Annotated in this window: 20 protein-coding genes and 1 pseudogene; 14 read left to right on the top strand and 7 right to left on the bottom strand. The window is 63.9% G+C overall.

Annotation, left to right across the window (positions count from 1 at the left end; all coding sequences use genetic code 11):
• Positions 1-115: 115 nt before the first annotated feature.
• The 3 genes and pseudogenes from HAP40_RS20690 to HAP40_RS20680 all read left to right on the top strand — a co-directional run.
• Positions 116-568, top strand: a pseudogene (locus HAP40_RS20690) (arylsulfatase); the annotation flags it as partial.
• A gap of 150 nt (positions 569-718) precedes the next feature.
• Positions 719-1,696: an HAD family hydrolase gene (locus HAP40_RS20685; RefSeq protein WP_166819430.1), complete on the top strand. Its 978-nt coding sequence runs from the start codon at positions 719-721 to the stop codon at positions 1,694-1,696.
• A 281-nt stretch (positions 1,697-1,977) separates the two neighbouring features.
• Entirely contained in the window at positions 1,978-3,045 is a 1,068-nt protein-coding gene (locus HAP40_RS20680) for a SphA family protein (protein WP_166816085.1), read from the top strand.
• A gap of 239 nt (positions 3,046-3,284) precedes the next feature.
• Here HAP40_RS20680 and HAP40_RS20675 read toward each other — a convergent pair whose 3' ends face one another.
• Complete coding sequence (locus tag HAP40_RS20675) at positions 3,285-4,265, bottom strand: ATP-binding protein (protein ID WP_166816086.1); 981 nt, start codon at positions 4,263-4,265, stop codon at positions 3,285-3,287.
• Between the two features lie 180 nt (positions 4,266-4,445).
• On the opposite strand from HAP40_RS20675, the gene yajC reads away from it, so the two are divergent.
• From yajC to HAP40_RS20645, 6 genes are read left to right on the top strand one after another with little or no spacing between them, the layout of a single operon-like run.
• Positions 4,446-4,820, top strand: coding sequence for a preprotein translocase subunit YajC (gene yajC, locus HAP40_RS20670; protein ID WP_166816087.1), 375 nt, complete (start codon positions 4,446-4,448; stop codon positions 4,818-4,820).
• Positions 4,821-4,867: 47 nt separating this feature from the next.
• A complete protein-coding gene (gene secD, locus HAP40_RS20665; RefSeq protein WP_166816088.1) occupies positions 4,868-6,472 on the top strand; it encodes a protein translocase subunit SecD in 1,605 nt (534 codons plus the stop codon).
• A 10-nt stretch (positions 6,473-6,482) separates the two neighbouring features.
• Positions 6,483-7,502, top strand: coding sequence for a protein translocase subunit SecF (gene secF / locus HAP40_RS20660; RefSeq protein ID WP_166816089.1), 1,020 nt, complete (start codon positions 6,483-6,485; stop codon positions 7,500-7,502).
• Positions 7,503-7,562: 60 nt separating this feature from the next.
• Positions 7,563-7,946: an Mth938-like domain-containing protein gene (locus HAP40_RS20655; RefSeq protein ID WP_166816090.1), complete on the top strand. Its 384-nt coding sequence runs from the start codon at positions 7,563-7,565 to the stop codon at positions 7,944-7,946.
• The gene (locus HAP40_RS20650; RefSeq protein WP_166816091.1) at positions 7,943-8,806 is read left to right on the top strand and encodes a phytoene/squalene synthase family protein; all 864 of its coding nucleotides are present in this window, start codon (positions 7,943-7,945) and stop codon (positions 8,804-8,806) included. Before HAP40_RS20655 ends, HAP40_RS20650 begins: the two co-directional genes overlap by 4 nt.
• A gap of 45 nt (positions 8,807-8,851) precedes the next feature.
• Positions 8,852-10,096: a threonine ammonia-lyase gene (locus HAP40_RS20645; protein WP_166816092.1), complete on the top strand. Its 1,245-nt coding sequence runs from the start codon at positions 8,852-8,854 to the stop codon at positions 10,094-10,096.
• 12 nt (positions 10,097-10,108) lie between these two features.
• On the opposite strand, the gene HAP40_RS20640 is transcribed toward HAP40_RS20645, so the two are convergent.
• Entirely contained in the window at positions 10,109-11,287 is a 1,179-nt protein-coding gene (locus tag HAP40_RS20640) for an aminotransferase class V-fold PLP-dependent enzyme (RefSeq protein WP_166816093.1), read from the bottom strand.
• Between the two features lie 206 nt (positions 11,288-11,493).
• On the opposite strand from HAP40_RS20640, the gene HAP40_RS20635 reads away from it, so the two are divergent.
• The 4 genes from HAP40_RS20635 to HAP40_RS20620 all read left to right on the top strand — a co-directional run bounded on the left by HAP40_RS20635 (position 11,494) and on the right by HAP40_RS20620 (position 16,069).
• A complete protein-coding gene (locus HAP40_RS20635; protein ID WP_334270702.1) occupies positions 11,494-12,453 on the top strand; it encodes a LysR family transcriptional regulator in 960 nt (319 codons plus the stop codon).
• Between the two features lie 113 nt (positions 12,454-12,566).
• A complete protein-coding gene (locus tag HAP40_RS20630; RefSeq protein ID WP_166816094.1) occupies positions 12,567-13,760 on the top strand; it encodes a CaiB/BaiF CoA transferase family protein in 1,194 nt (397 codons plus the stop codon).
• Positions 13,757-14,698 (top strand): hydroxymethylglutaryl-CoA lyase, encoded by a 942-nt coding sequence (locus tag HAP40_RS20625; protein WP_166816095.1) that lies wholly within the window; start codon positions 13,757-13,759, stop codon positions 14,696-14,698. The genes HAP40_RS20630 and HAP40_RS20625 overlap by 4 nt, the downstream gene beginning before the upstream one ends.
• 39 nt (positions 14,699-14,737) lie before the next feature.
• A complete protein-coding gene (locus HAP40_RS20620) occupies positions 14,738-16,069 on the top strand; it encodes an MFS transporter (RefSeq protein WP_166816096.1) in 1,332 nt (443 codons plus the stop codon).
• Positions 16,070-16,080: 11 nt separating this feature from the next.
• On the opposite strand, the gene HAP40_RS20615 is transcribed toward HAP40_RS20620, so the two are convergent.
• The 5 genes from HAP40_RS20615 to HAP40_RS20595 all read right to left on the bottom strand — a co-directional run bounded on the left by HAP40_RS20615 (position 16,081) and on the right by HAP40_RS20595 (position 19,891).
• Positions 16,081-16,383, bottom strand: coding sequence for a cell wall-binding protein (locus HAP40_RS20615; RefSeq protein WP_166816097.1), 303 nt, complete (start codon positions 16,381-16,383; stop codon positions 16,081-16,083).
• A 31-nt stretch (positions 16,384-16,414) separates the two neighbouring features.
• Positions 16,415-16,990 (bottom strand): CAP domain-containing protein, encoded by a 576-nt coding sequence (locus tag HAP40_RS20610; RefSeq protein ID WP_166816098.1) that lies wholly within the window; start codon positions 16,988-16,990, stop codon positions 16,415-16,417.
• Positions 16,991-17,083: 93 nt separating this feature from the next.
• The gene (locus HAP40_RS20605) at positions 17,084-18,178 is read right to left on the bottom strand and encodes an AMP-binding enzyme (RefSeq protein ID WP_166816099.1); all 1,095 of its coding nucleotides are present in this window, start codon (positions 18,176-18,178) and stop codon (positions 17,084-17,086) included.
• A gap of 7 nt (positions 18,179-18,185) precedes the next feature.
• Positions 18,186-19,613, bottom strand: coding sequence for a methylenetetrahydrofolate--tRNA-(uracil(54)-C(5))-methyltransferase (FADH(2)-oxidizing) TrmFO (gene trmFO / locus HAP40_RS20600; RefSeq protein ID WP_166816100.1), 1,428 nt, complete (start codon positions 19,611-19,613; stop codon positions 18,186-18,188).
• Between the two features lie 125 nt (positions 19,614-19,738).
• Positions 19,739-19,891, bottom strand: a complete 153-nt coding sequence (locus HAP40_RS20595; RefSeq protein WP_140979519.1) for a DUF1127 domain-containing protein — start codon at positions 19,889-19,891, stop codon at positions 19,739-19,741.
• A 670-nt stretch (positions 19,892-20,561) separates the two neighbouring features.
• Between HAP40_RS20595 and HAP40_RS20590 the strand changes: the two genes are divergently transcribed.
• Positions 20,562-20,828: a hypothetical protein gene (locus HAP40_RS20590; RefSeq protein WP_166816101.1), complete on the top strand. Its 267-nt coding sequence runs from the start codon at positions 20,562-20,564 to the stop codon at positions 20,826-20,828.
• The last annotated feature ends 67 nt before the right edge of the window (positions 20,829-20,895 follow it).

Genomic DNA, 20,895 nt, shown 5'->3' with positions numbered 1-20,895 from the left:
CCAATGCATAGCAACGGTAGGAGCATGTGATGAGTAGCAAACGTCCGCCAGAAGAATCCCACGACGTTGTGCCGCAATCCGGCCCTGGAATGAAACGCCGCGATCTGTTGCTGAGCGGCAGTTTGGCGACAAGACCTACAAGGTTCATCTCGATGGGTACAACCAGATGGACCTGATTACCGGGAAGGGTCCGTCTGCTCGCCACTCGATCTTCTACTTCACCGAGGGCACACTGAGCGCGGTACGCATCGACGACTTCAAATATCGCTTCACCGATCAGCCGAGCGGCTGGTTAGGCGGCACGGTCAAGGTGGATTGGCCGATCCTCACCAACATTCGGCTTGATCCGTTCGAACGTACCGGCCTGCCAAGCGGCGATAAGGGATCGTTGGCATACTACAACTGGTTTGTCTTCGAGTTCTGGCGTTTCCAGTTTGTGCAGCAAGAGGTCGGCAAGCTCGCCCAGACGGCGATCGAGTTTCCGCCGATGCAGAAAGGGGCGAGCTTCAACCTGGAAGCGGTCAAGGAGCAGATCGAAAAGGCCATGCAGTCGCCGGCTGGCAAATAGCAAATAAAGGTGCGGTGAGCGGGCGCTCCGCGTCGGAGCGCCCGTTTAGGGCCTTCAAGATCCCTGCTTTCGCTGTCGAAAGGACCAACCATGTCGATCCCTCGGGCCTTATTCGGCGTCAACCGCCGCATCCTGCTGTCGTCGCTGGCGATGCTTCCGTTGCTCTCTGCCTCGCTTCGCTCGACCACGGCGGAGGCTCAAGTGCAGCGCGATGCGCTTCCCTCCTGGAACGACGGCGCGGCCAAATCGTCAATCCTCGACTTCGTCGCGCGTGTCACGGAAAATGGCGGGCCCTATTTCGTACCGCCCGATCAACGCATCGCGACCTTCGACAACGATGGGACGCTTTGGATCGAGCAGCCGATGTATGTGCAGCTCGCTTTTGCGCTGGACCGCGTGAAGGTTCTTGCGCCCATGCATCCGGAATGGAAGGACAAGCAGCCGTTCGCGGCAGTGCTGAACGGGGACCTGAAGGCGCTCGCAGCTTCCGGAGAAAAGGGCGTGGCCGAGTTGGTGGCGGTGACTCACGCCGGCATGACGACAGCGGAGTTTGAGAAGATCGTCAAAGACTGGCTTGCGACCGCGCGTGATGCTCGCTTCAAGCGCTCCTACACCGAGCTCGTGTATCAGCCTATGCTCGAATTGCTCGCTTATCTCCGCGCCAACGGCTTCAAGACCTTCATCGTGTCAGGTGGCGGCATCGAATTCATGCGGCCGTGGACCGAACAGGTTTATGGCATACCTCCGGAGCAGGTCGTCGGATCGTCAATCAAGACCCGATTTGAAATGCGCGACAGCACGCCGGTTCTATTCCGCTTGCCCGAGGTCGATTTCATCGACGACAAGGCCGGCAAGCCGATCGGGATCAACAGCCATATCGGCCGGCGTCCGATCGCCGCCTTCGGCAACTCCGATGGCGACCTCGAAATGCTGCAATGGGCGACACTCGGCACCAGCGGCGCACGGTTCGGCCTGATCGTCCACCATACCGACGCGGAACGCGAATACGCCTACGATCGCCAATCGCATTTCGGCAAGCTCGATGTCGCTCTCGATGCTGCAGCGCTGAACAGGTGGACCGTTGTGGACATGAAGAAGGACTGGAAGAGGATCTTTCCGTTTGATTAGAGGTGAAATCGTAGGGCTCTTGGCTGCGCGAATGCGGTGGGACCCAACCATCAGCTAAATGCACGCCATCGGGCGGAGCATGCCAACTAAGTTTTAGGTTGTGGCCAATTCACAACGGACATCGGCTCTGGAACATGGCTTACTTGCAGACCGGAGTCGTAACTCGGACTCCTTTCGAGATGGGCTTTGGCCTCATGACGGGACCAGGTCTTACAACGGAAGGTGTGTTCGCGACTGCGAAAGCCTGATGCACATCACCCGTGGCGTTTGGAGATTTGCAGATGAAGCCCACGTTGGAATTTGCGGGTGCCTCTCAACGGACCCTGCTCAGCTCGGTTGTGGTTGCAGCTCTCGCGTTTTTCCCGCAGATCGCCAGTGCCGACGAGAGCGGAATTTCATTCTGGGTCCCGGGACTGTTCGGCAGTCTGGCAGCGGCACCCAGCGTGCCCGGCTGGTCCCTCGGGACGATCTACTACCACACCAGTGTGTCCGCCTCCGGTTCGGCCGCTGCGGCCCGAGAAGTTCAGATCGGCCGCTTCTCGCCAAACGTCAATGTCAGCTTGAACGTAAATCTCAATGCGCCGCCAGACCTGGTGTTCCTGGCTCCGACGTATACGTTCGCGACACCGGTCTTCGGCGCACAATTGTCCGTCACCGTCATGGGCGTTTACGGCCGAAACAGCACGACCCTCGATGGCACGCTGACGACCGGGTTCGGTCCGATTTCGGCGACCCGCACGGGAAGCATATCGGACTCGCTCACCGGCTTCGGCGACCTCTACCCCATGGTCACGATGAAGTGGCACGACGGCGTCCACAACTACATGACCTACGTGACCGGCGACATTCCAGTCGGCGCCTATGAACCCAGCCGCCTCTCCAACATCGGCATCGGTCATGGCGCCATCGACGCAGGCGGGGGTTACACTTACCTCAACCCCGTGACAGGATATGAATTCTCCGGTGTCGGCGGCTTCACGTACAACTTCAAGAACCCGGACACGCTGGTTCGGAGCGGGGTCGATTTCCACTTCGATTGGGGCGCGTCGAAATTTCTCTCGAAGCAGGCCTTCGTAGGTCTGGTCGGCTATGCCTATCAGCAGGTCTCCGACGATACCGGCGGACTGCCGGCCCTTGGCGGATTCAGGTCGCGGGTTTTCGGCATCGGTCCGCAGTTCGGCTACCTTTTCCCTGTTGGCGGCATGCAGGGATATCTCAACATCAAGGGATATGGCGAATTCGGTGCGGAAAACCGGCCGTCGGGCTGGAATACCTGGCTGACCTTTGCGATCTCGCCCGCCGCGCCCGAAAGCACGGTTGCGCCGACCCGTCACAGGGTGACGAAGTAAGGGTGAACCCGGAAAGGGCTCAAACCGGGCGCCGGCTCCAGCGGAGGGTCAGGAATTGGCGCCGAACTGGGTGGGCGCGCAAAACCCGGGGGTCGCCGATCTGGAAGCGAGCTTCAAGAGGCTCCCTCCGGTCAAGCTTGGCACCCCAGATCCCTGCACGCCGCCCGAGCCGGGTTTGATGCGCACGCGCCCTTGATTCCCCGTTTTCGGGGAAAGACACCCGGGTTGCGATCCGACCGCTACGTTGCCGCCAGCTTCACGCCCAGCCGACCCGCCAGTTCCTGCACGAACTGCCAGGCGACGCGGCCCGAGCGGGAGCCGCGCGTGGTCGACCATTCCAGCGCCTCGCGCTCCAGGGCCTCGTCCTCGATCTTGATGCCGAAATGGCTGCAATAGCCGCGCACCATGGCGAGATATTCGTCCTGGCTGCAACGATGGAAGCCGAGCCAGAGGCCGAAGCGGTCCGACAGCGAGACCTTCTCCTCGACCGCTTCGCCGGGATTGATCGCGGTCGAACGCTCGTTCTCGATCATGTCGCGCGCCAGCAGATGGCGGCGGTTGGACGTGGCGTAGAGGAGAACGTTCTCGGGCCGGCCCTCGATGCCGCCTTCGAGCACGGCTTTGAGCGATTTGTAGGACGCGTCGTTGCCGTCGAAGGACAGGTCGTCGATGAACACGATGAAGCGGAAGCTCGCGTCGCGGAGCTTCTCCATCAGCGTCGGCAGCGTTTCGATGTCCTCGCGGTGGATCTCGATCAGCTTCAGCCTGTCGGCGGGCTTGCGGTCGGCATTGATGCTGGCATGTGCCGCTTTCACCAGGGACGACTTGCCCATGCCGCGCGCGCCCCAGAGCAGGGCGTTGTTGGCGGGCAAGCCGGCTGCGAAACGCTCGGTGTTCTCCATCAGGATGTCGCGCATCCGGTCGACGCCCTTGAGCAGGAACAGCTCGACGCGGCTGACCCGCGGCACGGCCGAAAGGCGGCCGTCGGGGTGCCAGACATAGGCATCGGCGCGTTCGAACGACTCGGGCCCAATGGCCGGACTGCCCTGGGCGGCGAGGTGGGCCGCAATGCTCTCCAGCGCGCGGACGAGGCGCTCCTGGGAGAGATCAGGGGCCGCCTTGACGGCCTCCGTGGGGCGTTTTGCCGCGACGCGGGCGGGCTTGCGGGCAGGGGTGCTGGGGCCTTTGCCGGCCGGGCGTTTGCTATGGTTTTTGGGCATGTCCGAAGTTCCTGAGAACGCAGCCTTATCGGGCCTGACGCCGCGCCGCAAGGTGGCCAAAAGGGCGGTCTGGCAGCGTTGCAATTGGGGCAATGGCCGCTATAGTCCGCGCGAATTTGACCGAACCGGTCGCCTTCGAGGGCCTGACCGGCTTCTCCCGTTGTCACGAGGATCGTCCGAATGCTGATTACCCCTGCGTATGCCCAGGCTGCGGCCGCCGGCGACACCAACAGCATGTTGATGTCGCTGCTGCCGTTCGCCCTGATCTTCGTGATCATGTACTTCCTGATTCTGCGTCCGCAGCAGAAGAAGGTCCGCGACCACGCCGACCTCGTGAAGAACATCCGCCGCGGCGACACCGTCGTGACGTCGGGCGGCCTCGTCGGCAAGGTCACCAAGGTCGTCGACGACGACCAGATCGAGTTCGAGATTTCCGACGGCGTGCGCGTGCGGCAGATGCGCCAGATGATCTCCGGCGTGCGCGCCAAGGGCGAGCCGGCCAAGGAATCCAAGGATAGCAAGGAAGCCGCCAAGGACGACGCCGCGTCGAAGTGAGCGCTTCCGCGAGCATCCCAAGTCTCCTGATCTGACAGGTCCAGTCGATGTTGTATTTCACGCGGTGGAGGGCGCTCGGGATTATCCTGACGGCGCTGATCGTGTGCCTCTGCGCGGTCCCCAATTTCTTCCCCGAGGCGCAGGTCAAGACCTGGCCCGCCTGGGCGCAGCGCCGGCTCGTGCTCGGCCTCGACCTCCAGGGCGGCTCGTATCTGCTGCTCGAGGTCGACGCCGCCTACGTGAAGAAGGAGAGGCTCGACCAGATCCGCGACGACGTTCGCCGGACGCTGCGTGACGCCAAGATCGGCTTCACCGGTGGTGTTACCGTGCGCAACGACGCGGTCGAGGTTCGCATCACCAAAGAATCAGATGCGCAGGCCGCGCTCGCCAAGCTGCGGGATTTATCGCAGCCGCTGGGCGGCCTCATGGGATCCAGCGGTCAGCGCGACCTCGAAGTGGCCGATGCCGGCGGCGGCGTGATCCGGCTGAGCGTCCCGCAGGCCGCGATACTTGATCGCCTGCGCAAGACCATCGAGCAGTCGATCCAGATCGTCGAACGTCGCGTCAACGAGCTCGGCACCGTCGAGCCCGTGATCCAGCGTCAGGGCAACGACCGCATCCTGGTGCAGGTCCCCGGCCTTCAGGATCCGACCCGTCTGAAGGAGCTGCTGGGCCGAACCGCGAAGATGGAATTCCGGATGGTCGACACCTCCGTGCCGCCGGATCAGGCGCAGCAGGGCAGGGTGCCGCCGGACTCCGAGCTCTTGATGAGCGCCTCGCCACCGCCGACGCCTTACGTGGTCAAGAAACAGGTGCTGGTCGCCGGCGGTGATCTGACCGACGCCCAGGCAAGCTTCGACCAGCGCACCGGTGAACCCGTCGTCAGCTTCAAGTTCAACACGTCGGGCGCCCGCAAGTTCTCGCAGGCCACACAGGAGAATGTGGGGCTGCCGTTCGCGATCGTGCTCGACAACAAGGTGATCTCGGCGCCCGTCATCCGCGAGCCCATCACCGGCGGCCAGGGCCAGATCTCCGGTAATTTCACCGTGCAATCGGCCAACGACCTCGCGATCCTCCTGCGCGCCGGCGCGCTGCCGGCGCCGCTGACCGTGGTCGAGGAGCGCACCGTCGGTCCGGGCCTTGGCCAGGACTCGATCGAGAAGGGCGAGCTTGCGGCCTATGTCGGCTCGATCCTCGTCATTGTGTTCATGCTCGTGACCTACCGGCTCTTCGGCGTGTTCGCCAACATCGCGGTGGCCATCAACGTCGCCATGATCTTCGGCCTGCTGTCGCTGCTCAACGCCACGCTGACGCTGCCCGGCATCGCCGGCATCGTGCTCACCGTCGGCATTGCGGTCGATTCCAACGTGCTGATCTACGAGCGCATCCGCGAGGAATTGCGTGGCGGCCGCAATGCGATCTCGGCGATCGACGCCGGCTTCAAGCGAGCGCTGGCGACCATCCTCGATTCCAACATCACCACCTTCATTGCTGCCGCGGTGCTGTTCTACATCGGCACCGGTCCGGTGCGCGGCTTTGCCGTGACGCTCGGCATCGGCATCATCACCACGGTGTTCACCGCCTTCACCCTGACCCGGCTGATCGTCGCCTGGTGGGTGCGGTGGAAGCGGCCGCAGAGCGTGCCGATCTAGGAGCCTGATCGTGACTCACACCGTTCTTATCGGGCTCGGCGTCTTCATTGCCATCCTCACCGTGGTCTCGGCCCTCGGCCTGCTGCCATCGCTGCGCATCGTCCCTGACGATACGCATTTCGACTTCACGCGGTTCCGTCGCATCAGCTTTCCGATCTCGGCCGCGCTGTCGATCGTCGCGATCGTGTTGTTCTTCACCCATGGCCTGAATTTCGGCATCGACTTCCGCGGCGGCACGCTGCTGGAGGTCAAGGCGAAGTCGGGCGCCGCCGACATCGCTGCGATGCGTACGACGCTCGATGCCTTGCGCCTCGGCGAAGTGCAGTTGCAGCAGTTCGGTGGACCCGAGAACGTCCTGATCCGCGTTGCCGAGCAGCCGGGCGGCGACGCCGCCCAGCAGGAGGCGGTGCAGAAGGTTCGCACCGCGCTCGGCGATTCCGTCGAATATCGCCGCGTCGAGGTGGTCGGCCCGCGCGTCTCCGGCGAATTGCTGGCCTTCGGCATGCTCGGCCTGATGCTCGCGATCGTCGGAATCCTGATGTATCTCTGGTTCCGGTTCGAATGGCAGTTCGCGCTCGGCGCCATGATCGCCAACGTGCACGACATCGTGCTGACCATCGGCTTCATGTCGATCAGCCAGGTCGATTTCGACCTGACCAGCATCGCCGCGCTGCTGACCATTCTCGGCTATTCGCTCAACGACACTGTCGTCATCTACGACCGCATCCGTGAAATGCTGCGGCGCTACAAGAAGATGCCGATGCCGCAGCTTCTCAACGAGTCCATCAACTCGACACTGTCGCGCTCGATCATCACCCACGTCACGGTCACGCTGGCCCTGCTCGCGCTGTTGCTGTTCGGCGGTCACGCCATCCACAGCTTCACCGCGGTGATGATGTTCGGCGTGGTGCTGGTCGGCACCTACACCTCGATCTTCATCGCGGCGCCGATTCTGATCTATCTCGGCGTCGGCGAGCATCGCGAAGATGCGCCCGATACGGATACGCCGGCGAAGAAAAGCAAGGCATGATCCGAACCGCATGCCCTCGCAGGCGTTTGCGAGGGCAGTAAGCCCATTCGGACGAAACTCATGGCTGGCGATCCCAACGCACCGCATTTTCCGCGCTCGGCGCCGATCGAGGCCTATGGCAAAGGCGGCTTCGCCTTTGCGGGCATGTCGCACCGGGGATCGCTGCTGTGCCTGCCCGACGCGATCTGGGCCTGGGACGTGAACGATCCGCAGAAGATCGATCGCTACTCGCTGGATCGGGTTTTCGCGGCCGCCAACAGCATCGACACGCTCCTGGTCGGCACCGGAACCGGCGTCTGGCTGCCGCCGCCGGAACTGCGGCAGGCCTTGAAGGCGGTGAGGGTGGTGCTGGATACGATGCAGACCGGCCCGGCCGTGCGCACCTACAACATCATGATCGGTGAGCGGCGCCGCGTCGCCGCCGCGCTGATCGCGGTGCCATGAGCAGCACCGCGTCGCCGCCGGACTCGGTTGCCTTCTGCGCCGATCTCGTGCGCAGCCACGACTTTCCGCGTTATGTCGCGACATTGTTCGTGCCTGCCGCCGAGCGCCGCGCGTTGCTGGCGCTTTATGCCTTCAATGTCGAGATCGTGCGTGTTCGCGACCAGGTGAGCCAGCCCTTGCCCGGCGAAATTCGCTTGCAATGGTGGACCGACATGCTGTCAGGCCAGGTTCATGGCAGCGCCGAGGGCAATCCGGTGGCGGCGGAGCTCTTGCGCACGATCCGGGATTACGGCCTGCCGGTCGAGCCGCTGTCGCTGCTCGCCGAGGAGCACCAGTTCGATCTCTACAACGATCCGATGCCGACCATGGCGGCGCTGGAAGGTTATCTCGCGGCGACCTCGTCTGCGTTGTTCGCTCTGGCGGCGCAGGTCTTGGCGCCGCCATCGGAAGCGGTCGAGCATCTCGCCCGCCATGCCGGGCTGGCGCAGGGCATCGTTCAGGTCATGGCCAACCTGCCGCGCGATGTGGCACATCGGCAATTGTTCCTGCCGCAGCAGGTGCTGGCGAACCACAATTGCGGCATGGAGGATGTGTTCGCCGGCAAGGAGACACCGGGCCTGCGAGCTGCGCTGGAGCAGCTTGCGGGCGAGGCGCAGCAGCATCTGTCCACGGCGCTGTCGCTATTGGCGGACGTGCCGGCATCCGTGCGACCTGCCTTCCTGCCGCTGAGCCAGGTGCGGGCCGACCTCAAGCGCCTGTCGCAACCCGGGCGCAATCCGTTTGTGCCGCAGCCAGAGTCGCGGCTGCGGACATTGTGGGCGCTGTGGCGGGCTTCACGTTCGCGGGAATTTACCAAATAGCGGTTGGCTTGTCGCCCGGTCCGGGCAAATGCTCTATGCTGTCCCATGGCTGACTTGTCCCAAAGCACGTCCTCCGATCTCAGCGGCCTTGCGGTCGCACCCAGTGACATTCACGCGGCCGCCGAGACCATCCGGGGCGCCGTCGTCGAGACGCCCTGCAGCTACAGCCGCACGCTGAGCAACATCTGCGGCTGCGATATCTGGCTCAAATTCGAGAACCTCCAGTTCACCTCCTCGTTCAAGGAGCGCGGCGCCCTCAATCGGCTCACCGCTCTGACGCCGGAGGAGCGTGCGCGCGGCGTCATCGCGATGTCGGCCGGCAACCACGCGCAGGGTGTCGCCTATCACGCCAAGCGGCTCGGCATTCCCGCGACCATCGTCATGCCGGTCGGCACGCCCATGGTGAAGGTCGAGAACACCCGGCATCATGGCGCGGAGGTGGTGGTCACCGGCGCGACGCTGGAGGAGGCGGCCGCGTTCGCGCGCAGTCGCGGCGAAGACCGCGGCATGATCTTCGTCCATCCTTATGACGATCCGCTCGTCATCGCGGGGCAGGGCACCGTCGGGCTGGAGATGCTGAAGGCCGTGCCGGAGCTCGACACGCTGGTCGTGCCGATCGGCGGCGGCGGGCTGATCAGCGGCACCGCCATTGCGGCGAAATCGATCAAGCCCTCGCTGCGGATGTTGGGCGTCGAGGCCTGGCTCTATCCCTCGATGTACAATGCCATCCATGACGGGAATCTGCCAGCGCGCGGCGATACGCTGGCCGAAGGCATCGCAGTCAAATCACCGGGCAAGATCACCACCGAAATCATCCGCCGCCTCGTCGACGACATTGCGCTCGTCAACGAAGCCGAGCTCGAGCGCGCGGTGGCGACCCTGATCTCGATCGAGAAAACGGTGGTGGAAGGCGCCGGCGCCGCGGGCCTTGCCGCGCTGATGTCCGATCCGTCCCGCTTTGCCGGCCAGAAAGTCGGCCTGGTCTTGAGCGGCGGCAATATCGACACCAGACTGATCGCATCCGTCCTCACGCGCGAGCTGGCCCGTGAGGGGCGGCTGACGCAGCTGTCGCTTGATATCCCCGACCGGCCCGGGCAGCTCGCCGCCGTGGCGGCGCTTTTGGCCGAAGCCGGGGCCAACATCATCGAGGTCTCGCACCAGCGCACCTTCTCCGACCTGCCGGCGAAGGCGACGCTGCTGCAACTGGTCATCGAGACCCGCGACAGCGCCCATCTCGACGAGGTAATGGCAAGGCTCAGCGCATCCGGATTGAGCGCGCGCTGCACGTAAGCGGCTCGGGCGCTATCGGGGAGCCAGGTTTGCGAGGTGCCCGATCAGCCTGTCGATCTCGGCTTCCGTGTTGTAGTAGTGCGGGGAGGCACGCACGAGCGGCGGCAGCGAGCGCATCTCGGCGTCGATGCGGGTGCTGGCCGGATCCGAGGCGCCGATGGTGATGCCGGCCGCTGCGGCACTGCTGACGATGGCGTCCGCGTCGAATCCCTCCACCGTGAAGCTGATGATGGCGCCCGGCGCGCGGCCGAGATCGCGGATGGTGACGCCGCGAACGGAGGCAAGGCCGCTGCGAAGGCGGTCCGCAAGCAGTCGGCAGCGTTGCTCAATCGGGTCCATTCCAATGTCGAGCGCGTAGTCGATGGCAGCGCCCAGGCCAAGCCTGGCCGCATAGTTGTTCTCCCAGGTCTCGAACCGTCGGGCGTCGTCCCGCAGCTGATAGGAATCCCGCGCGACCCAGGGCGCGGCGAAGTGATCGATCATCGGCGGCTCGAGCTGTTGCAACTGTGCCCGGCGGACATAGAGAAAGCCGGTGCCACGCGGACCGCGCAGGAATTTGCGACCCGTGGCCGACAGCATGTCGCAGCCGATAGCCTCGACGTCGACCGCCATCTGGCCCACCGCTTGGCAAGCGTCGAGCAGATAGGGAATGCCATGTGCCCGTGCGATCCTGCCGACGGCCGCTGCGGGATTGACCAGCCCGCCATTGGTCGGAACCCAGGTGATGGCGATCAGCTTCACACGCTCGTCGATCATGCGTTCGAGTGCGCCGACGTCGAGCTCGCCAGTCGCGTCGCTCGGCACGACATCGATGGTCGCGCCTGTACGATTGGCGACCTGAAGAAACGCGACATAGTTTGCCGCGTACTCTGCCTCCGCGGTCAGGATGCGATCGCCCTGGGTCAACGGAAGCGAATAAAACGCCATCTGCCAGGCAACCGTCGCGTTCTCCACAAGGGCAATCTCGTCCGACGCGGCGTTGAGCAGCCGTGCGACCGAGCCGTAGACCGTGTCGAGCCGGGCGGCCTCGCGGTCGGCGGCGGCATAACCTCCGATCTCGCTCTCGAGATCGATATGCCGCTTCATCGCGCTGGCAACGGGCATCGGCATGAGAGCAGCGCCGGCATTGTGGAGATACGCCAGCCGGGAGGTCGCAGGCGTATCGGCACGAATTTGGTCGATATCAATCAAGGTTGCCTCCACCATCTGGCTACGTTTCTAGAAGTAGACGCGATGAGGGCCACGGGCAAGGTTGAAGGCACGACGCTCATCTTGGAATAAACTGCGCGATCCTTGCAGGTCGTTGGTATCAGATTCCAATCCGAGCGCCGCGCTCGCGCTATTTTGAGAAACTCTGCGAACTCGAACGCGATATTCTCCCGGCCTGGAAACCGGCCATGCATGAGAAAATGCAATCGTCGCGCTCAATGAGCGGGGCACCCAAGATCAACATCGCGAGGCGGATCGATCTCACGACCCTGCGTTTGTTCATCGCCATCTGCGAAGAGGGTAATTTGACGCGCGCCTCGCAGCGGGAGGCGATCGCGCCGTCGGCCGTCAGCAAGCGCATGCATGACCTTGAGGAGGTGCTCGAGGTCGCGCTGTTCGAGCGGCAGCCGAACGGAATGGCCCTGACGCCGGCCGGCGAGTCGTTGCTGCATCACGCGCGGGTGACGCTGCTCAACGTCGAGAAGATCGCGGTCGACATGGCCGAGCATGCGCGGGGCGTGCGCGGGCATGTCCGGATGCTGGCCAATTTGTCGTCAATCGTCGAGTTCCTGCCGGACGACCTGCCCGGCTTTTTCCGCTCGCATGAGCTGGTGCGCCTCGATCTGCAGGAACGCCCCAGCGCCGACGTCGTTCGCGGCGTCGAGGAGGGGGTGGCCGAGATTGGCATCTGCTCGGCGGACGTCTCGACCCGCGGGCTGGAGCGGTTTTCCTATCGTCGCGACCGCCTTGTCATCGTGGTGCGGTCCGATCATCCGCTTGCGTCGGCAGGTGACGTTTCGTTCGCCGACACGCTCGACTACGACCATGTCGGTTTGTTTGCAACGAGCTCGATTTATCTCCGCTCGCAGTACACCGCGCAGCAGATCGGCAAGTCGATCCGCTTGCGGGTCCATGTTCCGGGTTTCGACGCGGTGTGCCGGATGGTGCAGGCCGGCATGGGCATCGGCCTCATTCCCGACCGTGCGTTCGAGGTGCTCAGTCACGGCATGAACCTCACGGCCGTCGAATTGAATGAGGACTGGGCCGATCGCGAGCTCGTACTTGTCGCCAGAGATCCCGCGGGCTTGTCGGCGACGAGCCAGTTGATGCTCGATCATCTGCGAACGCCAGGCAGCAGACCTCACTGATGCCGCCCTTCATGGCGTTCGTCATCCGCGAACGCGTGTTCGCCAAGGGATATTGGACTTAAGCCCCTGCGTTCGGCGACACCACGATCAAAGACGATCGAGGAGCGCTAGACGTGGACGGGCCATTATCCGGAATACGAGTCGTTGAACTCGGAACATTGATCGCTGCGCCGTTTGCTGCGCGGCTGTTCGCCGAGTTCGGCGCCGAAGTCATCAAGATCGAGCAGCCTGGTAGCGGCGATCCCTTGCGTACATGGCGCAAGCTGCATCAGGGCACGTCGCTCTGGTGGTACCTGCAATCGCGCAACAAGAAGTCGATCGCGATCGACCTCAAATCGCACGAGGGGCGCGACGTGGCGCTGCGCCTGGCCGCGCAGGCTGATGTCGTGATCGAGAACTTCAAGCCTGGAAACCTCGAGAAGCTCGGCCTCGGCTGGGATGTACTGTCGAAGCTCAACCCCAATCTCACTCTCGTGCGCATCTCCGGCTACGGGCAAACCGGTCCCTATCGTGACCGCTCCGGGTTCGGTGCGATCGGCGAAGCCATGGGCGGCCTGCGCTTCACGACGGGCGACCCGGACAGCCCGCCGGCACGGGTCGGCATCAGTATCGGCGACAGTCTCGCCTCGCTCCATGGCGTGATCGGCGCGCTGATGTCGCTGCTCCGCGTCAAGACCGGGCAGGGGCGGGGGCAGGTCGTCGACGTCTCGCTCTACGAGAGCGTGTTCAATCTGATGGAGAGCCTGGTTCCTGAGTATGACCTCATGGGGCATGTCCGCACGCGCTCCGGCGGGGCTCTTCCCGGCATCAGCCCCTCCAACACATATCCCAGCTCCGATGGTCGCCACGTGGTCATCGCCGGCAACAGCGATGCGATCTTCAAGCGGCTGATGCAGGTGGTCGGCCGGCCGGATCTTGCCGACGATCCGGCGTTCGCCAGCAATGACGGACGGGTCCGCAGCAACGCCTTGCTCGATGCCGCCATCAGCGCATGGACCTCGCCGCGGACGATGGACGAAATCCTCGTGCGCCTCGATGCGGCCGATATTCCCGCAGGCCGGATCTATTCGGTTGCCGATATCGTCGACGACCCCCACTACGCCGCCCGCGACATGATCCTGCCAACCGAGCTGCCGGGCGATGTCACCGTGAAGATGCCGGGCATTGCGCCAAAGCTCTCCGACACGCCTGGCTCGGTCAAATGGTCCGGTCCGACGCTCGGACAGCACACCGACGAGGTGCTGATCAGCCTCGGCATGAAGGCGGGCGAGATCGCGCAGCTGCGTCGAAGGGGAGCGGTGCAATGATGGCAACGCCCCCCGATATCATGATCCAGGAAGTCGCCCCGCGCGACGGCCTTCAGATCGAAGCGCAATGGGTTGAAACCTGCGAGAAGATACGGCTGGTCAATTCGCTTTCCGCGATCGGCTTCAGCCGCATCGAGGTCTCGTCGTTTGTCTCGCCGGCAGCCGTTCCGTCACTGCGAGATGCGGCGGATGTGTTCGCCGGTATCGAGCGCCGCCCCGGAACGATCTACACGGCGCTCGTCCCGAACCGGAAAGGTGCTGAGCTCGCGCTGGCGGCGCGTGCCGATGAGCTCAATTTCGTGATGTCGGCGAGCGAGACGCACAACCGCGCCAACATGAACATGACGCACGCGCAATCGCTGGCGTCGCTTGCCGAGATCGTGAAGCCGGCCCATGCAGGCGGCGCTCTGGTCAATGCGACGATCGCGACCGCGTTCGGCTGTCCGTTCGAAGGCATGCAGCCGCTCGAAAAGGTGGCGGATATCGTCAAGCGCTATCTCGATCTTGGCGCAGACGGCGTCACGCTCGCCGACACCACGGGCATGGCCAATCCCAATCAGGTCGCGCAGCTGGTGGCCGCAGTCTTGATGCTGCTCCCTGCAGACATGCTCACGCTTCACTTCCACAACACGCGCGGCCTCGGACTGGTCAATGTCCTTGCGGCCTATGACACGGGCGCACGCCGCTTCGATGCCGCGCTGGGCGGCCTCGGTGGATGTCCGTTTGCGCCGGGCGCGACCGGCAATGTCTGCACCGAGGATCTCGTCAATCTCTGCCACGAGATTGGCCGCAGGACCGGTCTCGATCTGCAGCGCTTGATCGATCTCTCGTTTCGATTGCCCGGGCTGGTCGGACACGAGGTGCCGGGGCAGGTCGCCAAGGCCGGGCGTCCCCTCGATCTGCATCCCATACCCGAACGTTTGCGGCGCTCGGGCTGAGCGACTGCCACCAAATCTCAAAACAAAATGGAGGAAACAATGACGATTGCCACGGCGGCGACTGCCGACCTCGATACTGGACTCACAGAGCACCAGGTCATCAAGAAGATCGCATGGCGGCTGATGCCGCTGATCATCGTCTGCTACTTCTTCGCGTTCTTCGATCGCGTCAACATCAGCTTCGCCAAGGCCGCGCTGCAGGCCGACCTTGGTCTCAGCAACACGGCCTATGGATTTGGTGCCAGCCTGTTCGTCGTCGGCTACGTCCTTTTGGAAGTGCCGAGCAACATGCTGCTCTATCGCTTCGGCGCGCGGCGCTGGATCGCCCGCATCATGATCTCCTGGGGGCTGGCGACCGCTGCCATGATCTTCGTTCACAGCGAATGGCAGTTTTATGCGCTGCGCTTCGTGATTGGCGCGATGGAGGCGGGATTTGCGCCCGGCATTCTCTACTATCTGACGCTCTGGTTTCCAAAGTCGCATCGCGGCCGCATGACGTCCGTGTTCTTTCTTGCGACGGCATTCTCGGGGATCATCGGCGCGCCGATCGCCGGTCTCATCCTCAACTATCTGAATGGGCTGCACGGTCTTGCCGGCTGGCAATGGTTGTTCCTGGCCGGCGGCATTCCGTGCGTTGCTCTTGGCTTCGTCGTGCTGCTGCGCTTCGACGACGGGATCGAGCAGGCCGAATGGCTGAGTGACGACGAGCGGCGGCTGATCTCTGTGCAACTCGATCGCCAGAAGAGCGAGATTGGCGAGCATTCGGCATGGCGCTCGTTGCTCATGCCCGGCGTGTTGCTGCTCGGGTTCATCTACTTCCTGATCCAGATCGCGTCCTACGGTCTCAATTTTTGGGCGCCTGACCTGATCAAGGCGGCCGGCGGAGGCAGCGCGGCTGCGATCGGCTTCCTGACCGCCGTACCCTATATCTGCGGCGCCTTCTGCATGATCATTGTGGGCCGCCTGTCGGATGCGTCGGGCGAACGCCCGAAGTTTGTCGCGGCCCTGGTTCTGGCTGCAGCCGTGGGCTTCTTCGCCTCCGGTGCATTCGACCGGAATATCGTCACGCTGGTCGGTGCGCTTGCCATCCTCGGCGCCGGCGTGGTCGCGGCCATTCCAACCTTCTGGACGCTGCCTCCGAAGATCCTCGCGGGCGCTGGAGCGGCGAGCGGAATCGCGCTCATCAACACGCTGGGGCAGGTCGGTGGCATCGTCAGCCCGGTGATGGTCGGATCGGTCAAGGATATGACCGGCAGCACGACGCCGGCGCTCTATGTCATCGGCGGCCTGTGCGTGGTCTGCGCCGTGCTGCTGCTGACGGTGTTGCCGCGCGATCTGAAAGCCAAGGATCTGGCGGAGCCCACGCGGTAGGGCGCAACCGTTCAGTCTGGCAACGAGCCGGGCCGGGAGGCGCTGTCGATGATCTCATCCCAGCTCTTCCCGGCCGTGCGGAGCCAATCGATGGAAGGCCCGGCCGCATCGCCATATTGGGCAATGGTTCGTGCCTGAATTCTTGTCCGCAGCGGCTCCGGCGTGATGTTCTTGAAGGCCTTGGCGATCGCGAGGCGCTCGGCATGAACCGCTCGCGCGATGGTTTCGGCCTCAACTCCGCGGCGCCGCATCTCCCTGGCCATGTCGGGGAGCATCTGCACCTTCCGTTCGTACTCCGAGCGAAGGTCGTTCATGGGCGATGCGCTCTTTCGTGCGGCGGCCAGCTCAGATGCAGAGGCCAAGCAGCTTGACATGGCAACTGCTGGATTTCGGCTTGGACTCGGATTTGGGCTTGCTTGCGGGCGCGGCCTCGCGCTTCACTGCAACCAGCGGCTCCTGGTCTTTCTTGCCTTTGCCCTTGCCCTTCGGTTCGTAATCGCCGGCGATCACCATCGCCCAATAGGTACGCTTGCCGCTGGCGTTTTTCGCGCTGGCGATACCGACGCGAGAGGCGTTGTGCAGCAACAGGTTCTTGCGGTGCCCGGACGAGTCGATCCACTGGCCCAGCGTCTTCTCGAAATTGTCGTAGCCGTAGGCGATGTTCTCGGCGGCGCGGCCCGCGCCGGCCGGCGCGACGCGCTTGTTGAACGGGCCGAGCGCGTCATGGCTGAGGTCGTCCTTCGCCGCCATCGCTTTCGCCTGGTCCATGGCAATGCGTTCGAGGGTTGAATCGCGGACGACGCGGATCTCCCCGTGCTTGAGGCGGAAGCTCGAGATCTGCTCGGCCGGGGACTCGGCCATGGCGGGCGCGGCCGCAAGTAAAAACAGGCCGGCGATCAGGACGCCAGCCGCGCGATGCATCGTCATCCCCCGAGTGCCCATTATCCCGCCAAGTCCTGATGATCCCAGCTTCTCTATCGTCAATGTGGACGCTTCAAGGCGCAACCGGCGGTGCTAGCCGGCCGGCAGGTCCGCCTCGAAATTGAAGCGGTCACGCAGGTTCTTGCGCTGCTCGAGGATGTCCTTGAGGAAGGCGCGGTCCTGGTCGTTCTTCATCATCGGCTCGATCAGGTCGAGCTGGTTCATGGCGACCAGTTGCAGGATCTCGGTGCGCGGCTTGCCGCTGGTATCGCGCGGCAGCGCGTGCACGACCTGGATGTGTTCCGGCGGCTTCGGGCCTCTGGCGGCCGCGAGCTGGTTGCGGAGCTCGCCTTCGAGCGCCGCCTGATCGGCTTCGACGAAGGCGTAGAGCCCGACTCCGGAACGGCGGTCGGCGAAGGCCACGATGGCGGTATCGCGCACGGCCGGGTTCTTGCGGATCAGTTCCGCCAGCACCGGCGCGTCGTTGACGAGGCGGCGGCCGCCGCCCTCACGGTCGGTGAAGTTGAACAGGCCGCGGGTGATGGCGCGGTAGACCTTCTTGCCCGTGGCGAGCCACAGGCTCGCTGCGAACGACTTCTTCGCCAGGATCTTTCGCTCGCGCGGCGTCAGCGCCTCGGGTGCGTAGGAGCGCTTGTGCTTGAGCAGGTGCCGGAGGTCTTCATAGGCGAGGATACGATAGAGCCGGCCGCGCCGCGCGAAGCAGGCCGCGAGCTGGAAGTCGGTGACGTAAGCGCGGCCGTCGCGGCCGACCAGCCAGTTCTGCTCCTTGGCGAGATCGTTGTGGCAGATGCCGGCCCGACGCAACCGGCGCAGGGCGGCCTTGGCCGAGCGGAAATAGGCAAGGTCGCCATGCGGCTTGGCCAGATGCAGCGCGACGCCGTCGACGAAGCCGCGCACCAGCGCGCGGCGGCCGGCCCATAGCAGCTCCGGCCCGACATCGAGGCCTTTGGCGAGCGCAAGCGCATGCTTCTCGCGAGCGAACAGATGGCGGGCCAGCAGGAACGACCACCACGGCACCTCGTCGAGCCGCCGCAGAACCGCATCGACTTCGCCGTTGTCGTCGCGAAAGCGGCCGCGCTCGACAGTCGAGAACACGTCGCGCTTGAGCAGCACGCCCTCGGTCCAGCGCGCCCGGAGTGCCGCGGCGTCGTCTTTGGGGAGGCTCATCGAAAACTCACGCCGCTGCGGCAATGCGCAGGTGATCGACGATCCAGCGATCGAGATCGGCGAGCGCGCGTGCGCTCATCGCCTGCTTCTTGGCCACCGTCTTCTCGTTGCCGCGCAGCCGTGTGCCGTCGGGCTTCTTGGTCGGCACGGTCGCGAGCGGGGGAAACAGGCCGAAATTGATGTTCATCGGCTGGAACGAGCGCGTGCCCGGCTCGATGGTCTCGATATGGCCGCCGGTGATGTGGCCGAGCAGCGAACCCAGTGCCGTCGTGCCGGGCGGGCTCGCCAGCGTTTCACCGCGCGCATCGGCGGCTGCATAGAGCCCGGCGATCAGGCCGACGCTGGCAGATTCGACATAGCCCTCGCAGCCCGTCATCTGACCGGCAAAGCGCAGCCGCGGCTGCGCGCGCAGGCGCAACTGGCCGTCGAGCAGCTTTGGCGAATTGAGGAATGTGTTGCGATGCAGGCCGCCAAGGCGGGCGAATTCGGCCTTCTCCAGCCCGGGAATCGTGCGGAAGATGCGCTGCTGCTCGCCGTATTTCAGCTTCGTCTGGAAGCCGACGATGTTGTAGAGCGTGCCGAGCTTGTTGTCCTGGCGCAGCTGCACGATCGCATATGCTTTCGTCGCGGGATCATGCGGATTGGTCAGGCCCACCGGCTTCATCGGGCCGTGGCGCAGCGTCTCCGGACCGCGCTCCGCCATCACCTCGATCGGCAGGCAGCCGTCGAAATAGGGCGTGTTGGTCTCCCACTCCTTGAACTCGGTCTTCTCGCCCGCGACCAGCGCCGCGACGAAGCCGTCATACTGCTCCTTGGTCATGGGGCAGTTGATGTAATCGGCACCGTTGCCGCCGGGGCCGACCTTGTCGTAGCGCGACTGGAACCAGGCCACCGACATGTCGATGGACTCGCGGTGCACGATCGGTGCAATCGCGTCGAAGAAGGCCAGCGCGTTCTCGTCGGTCAGTTCGCGGATGGCATCGGCCAGCGGCGCAGAGGTGAGGGGGCCGGTCGCGACGATGACGTTGCTCCAGTCGGCCGGCGGCAGGCCGGCGATCTCGCCGCGTGCGATCTCGATCAGGGGATGGTCGTTGAGCGCTTTGGTGACGGCCGCAGAGAAGCCCTCGCGGTCGACGGCGAGGGCACCGCCGGCGGGCACCTGGTTGCCGTCGGCGGCGCGCATGATCAGCGAGTCGAGTCGGCGCATCTCCGCATGGAGCAGGCCGACAGCATTGTTGGCGGCGTCGTCGGAGCGGAACGAATTGGAGCAGACGAGCTCGGCAAGCCCGTCGGTGCGGTGCGCCTCGGTCATGCGGGTCGGCCGCATCTCGTGCAGCACCACGGGCACGCCGGATTTCGCCACCTGCCACGCGGCTTCGGAACCGGCAAGGCCGGCACCGATCACGTGCACGATGTTGGGTTGGGGTCCTGTCATGGGGCGGACAGGTAGCGCTTTTCGGCGATGAGTGGAATCGCCGAGATCGAGTTTTCTGCCCCTAGATGCGACAACGCCCGCACGAGGCGGGCGCTATCGGTTCGTCCGGTGAGGGCTGAACGATATCAGCCCTGATACTGGCCGGCGGCAACGCGCGGGATGTCCGAACGATCGAGGCCGATGTCGGCCAATTCGCGATCGCTGAGCTGGGACAGCTCGGCAACATTGCGCTGATAGTCCCGGAAAGCGTGGATCATGCGGATGAGCGAGAGCAGCATTGGTAGTCTCCTGTAGTTCGATTCAGCCCTTGCTCGGGCCTCATCGTTGAAATGAATATAGGTGAGAGTGGTGCAGTGCGAAAGTTCCGATGTTGCGATGCAGCTAGGCGAAGAATGCATAGCGTCGGTAACTCACGATTAACCCGAGAGCGCTCCCGCTCAAGCAACAGGCAGAATGCGAGTGAGTGCGTCATAAATGCCCGTGAATTCACGGGCTTATAGGAGAAATCGCAGCTTTCTCGCCCTGAGATATACGTCTCGTTGGATCCATCGCCAAGGGAGGTGGCCCAGCGCCTCAACCCAAATCACTTATGCGCGAACTGCATGCTTGTGGAACCTGTAAGAGTGAATATTAGTTCACATTGACCTGCTGCCGATTCGCACCCATGCGCTCTACGGATCTGACGATACGGGCGGGCTCGCGAAGGCAATTAGCTCCCACAACGGGAAAATCTCACCTCATTGCGGTGCACACACGCCCAGCGTGCAGGGCTCATTACGCACATGTAATGAAAATCAGAATTTTCGCATGCCGCTCTGCGCCAAGCGCAACATCACGCAATTCTCGCGAGGAATTTATTGCGGCAAGTTGCCGCGCCCGGAGAAAAGTCATGCCGCAGAATCCGGCAATGTCGCTGGTCTGTCCAAGGACAAGAAGGAAGGTAACGTCATGACGAAGTTACTCGGGGTTATCGCAATCGCTGCCGTCGCTGCCCTCGCCGTCGCGCCGGCCCAGGCCGCCAAGCGCGCCGCGGGCGGCTGCAGCTCGGCCAATCTGGAGAAGACGGAGACCGCAATCGAGAATATGGCCGACGGCGACAGCAAGTTCGTCGCGCAGAAGGAGATCGCGGCCGCGCAGGATTCCCTGCTCAACGGCAAGATGGGTTCCTGCGGCACGCATTTGAACAAGGCGATGCAGGCCACCACGGCCAAATAGGCACGTCCAGAAGTCGACGCACCGAGAGGGCCGGTCGCCTCGCGATCGGCCCTCTCTTTTGTCCGAG

It is taken from the genome of Bradyrhizobium sp. 1(2017), from assembly GCF_011602485.2.
GTDB lineage: Bacteria > Pseudomonadota > Alphaproteobacteria > Rhizobiales > Xanthobacteraceae > Bradyrhizobium.
This window is presented reverse-complemented; position numbering and strand designations above follow the sequence as displayed.

Coding starts and splice junctions, on each gene's coding strand:
- HAP40_RS20685 (WP_166819430.1), top strand. CDS start 719: ATGCTTCCGTTGCTCTCTGCCTCGCTTCGCTCGACCACGGCGGAGGCT.
- HAP40_RS20680 (WP_166816085.1), top strand. CDS start 1,978: ATGAAGCCCACGTTGGAATTTGCGGGTGCCTCTCAACGGACCCTGCTC.
- HAP40_RS20675 (WP_166816086.1), bottom strand. CDS start 4,265: ATGCCCAAAAACCATAGCAAACGCCCGGCCGGCAAAGGCCCCAGCACC.
- yajC (WP_166816087.1), top strand. CDS start 4,446: ATGCTGATTACCCCTGCGTATGCCCAGGCTGCGGCCGCCGGCGACACC.
- secD (WP_166816088.1), top strand. CDS start 4,868: ATGTTGTATTTCACGCGGTGGAGGGCGCTCGGGATTATCCTGACGGCG.
- HAP40_RS20655 (WP_166816090.1), top strand. CDS start 7,563: ATGGCTGGCGATCCCAACGCACCGCATTTTCCGCGCTCGGCGCCGATC.
- HAP40_RS20650 (WP_166816091.1), top strand. CDS start 7,943: ATGAGCAGCACCGCGTCGCCGCCGGACTCGGTTGCCTTCTGCGCCGAT.
- HAP40_RS20645 (WP_166816092.1), top strand. CDS start 8,852: ATGGCTGACTTGTCCCAAAGCACGTCCTCCGATCTCAGCGGCCTTGCG.
- HAP40_RS20635 (WP_334270702.1), top strand. CDS start 11,494: ATGCATGAGAAAATGCAATCGTCGCGCTCAATGAGCGGGGCACCCAAG.
- HAP40_RS20625 (WP_166816095.1), top strand. CDS start 13,757: ATGATGGCAACGCCCCCCGATATCATGATCCAGGAAGTCGCCCCGCGC.
- HAP40_RS20620 (WP_166816096.1), top strand. CDS start 14,738: ATGACGATTGCCACGGCGGCGACTGCCGACCTCGATACTGGACTCACA.
- HAP40_RS20615 (WP_166816097.1), bottom strand. CDS start 16,383: ATGAACGACCTTCGCTCGGAGTACGAACGGAAGGTGCAGATGCTCCCC.
- HAP40_RS20610 (WP_166816098.1), bottom strand. CDS start 16,990: ATGCATCGCGCGGCTGGCGTCCTGATCGCCGGCCTGTTTTTACTTGCG.
- HAP40_RS20605 (WP_166816099.1), bottom strand. CDS start 18,178: ATGAGCCTCCCCAAAGACGACGCCGCGGCACTCCGGGCGCGCTGGACC.
- trmFO (WP_166816100.1), bottom strand. CDS start 19,613: ATGACAGGACCCCAACCCAACATCGTGCACGTGATCGGTGCCGGCCTT.
- HAP40_RS20595 (WP_140979519.1), bottom strand. CDS start 19,891: ATGCTGCTCTCGCTCATCCGCATGATCCACGCTTTCCGGGACTATCAG.
- HAP40_RS20590 (WP_166816101.1), top strand. CDS start 20,562: ATGACGAAGTTACTCGGGGTTATCGCAATCGCTGCCGTCGCTGCCCTC.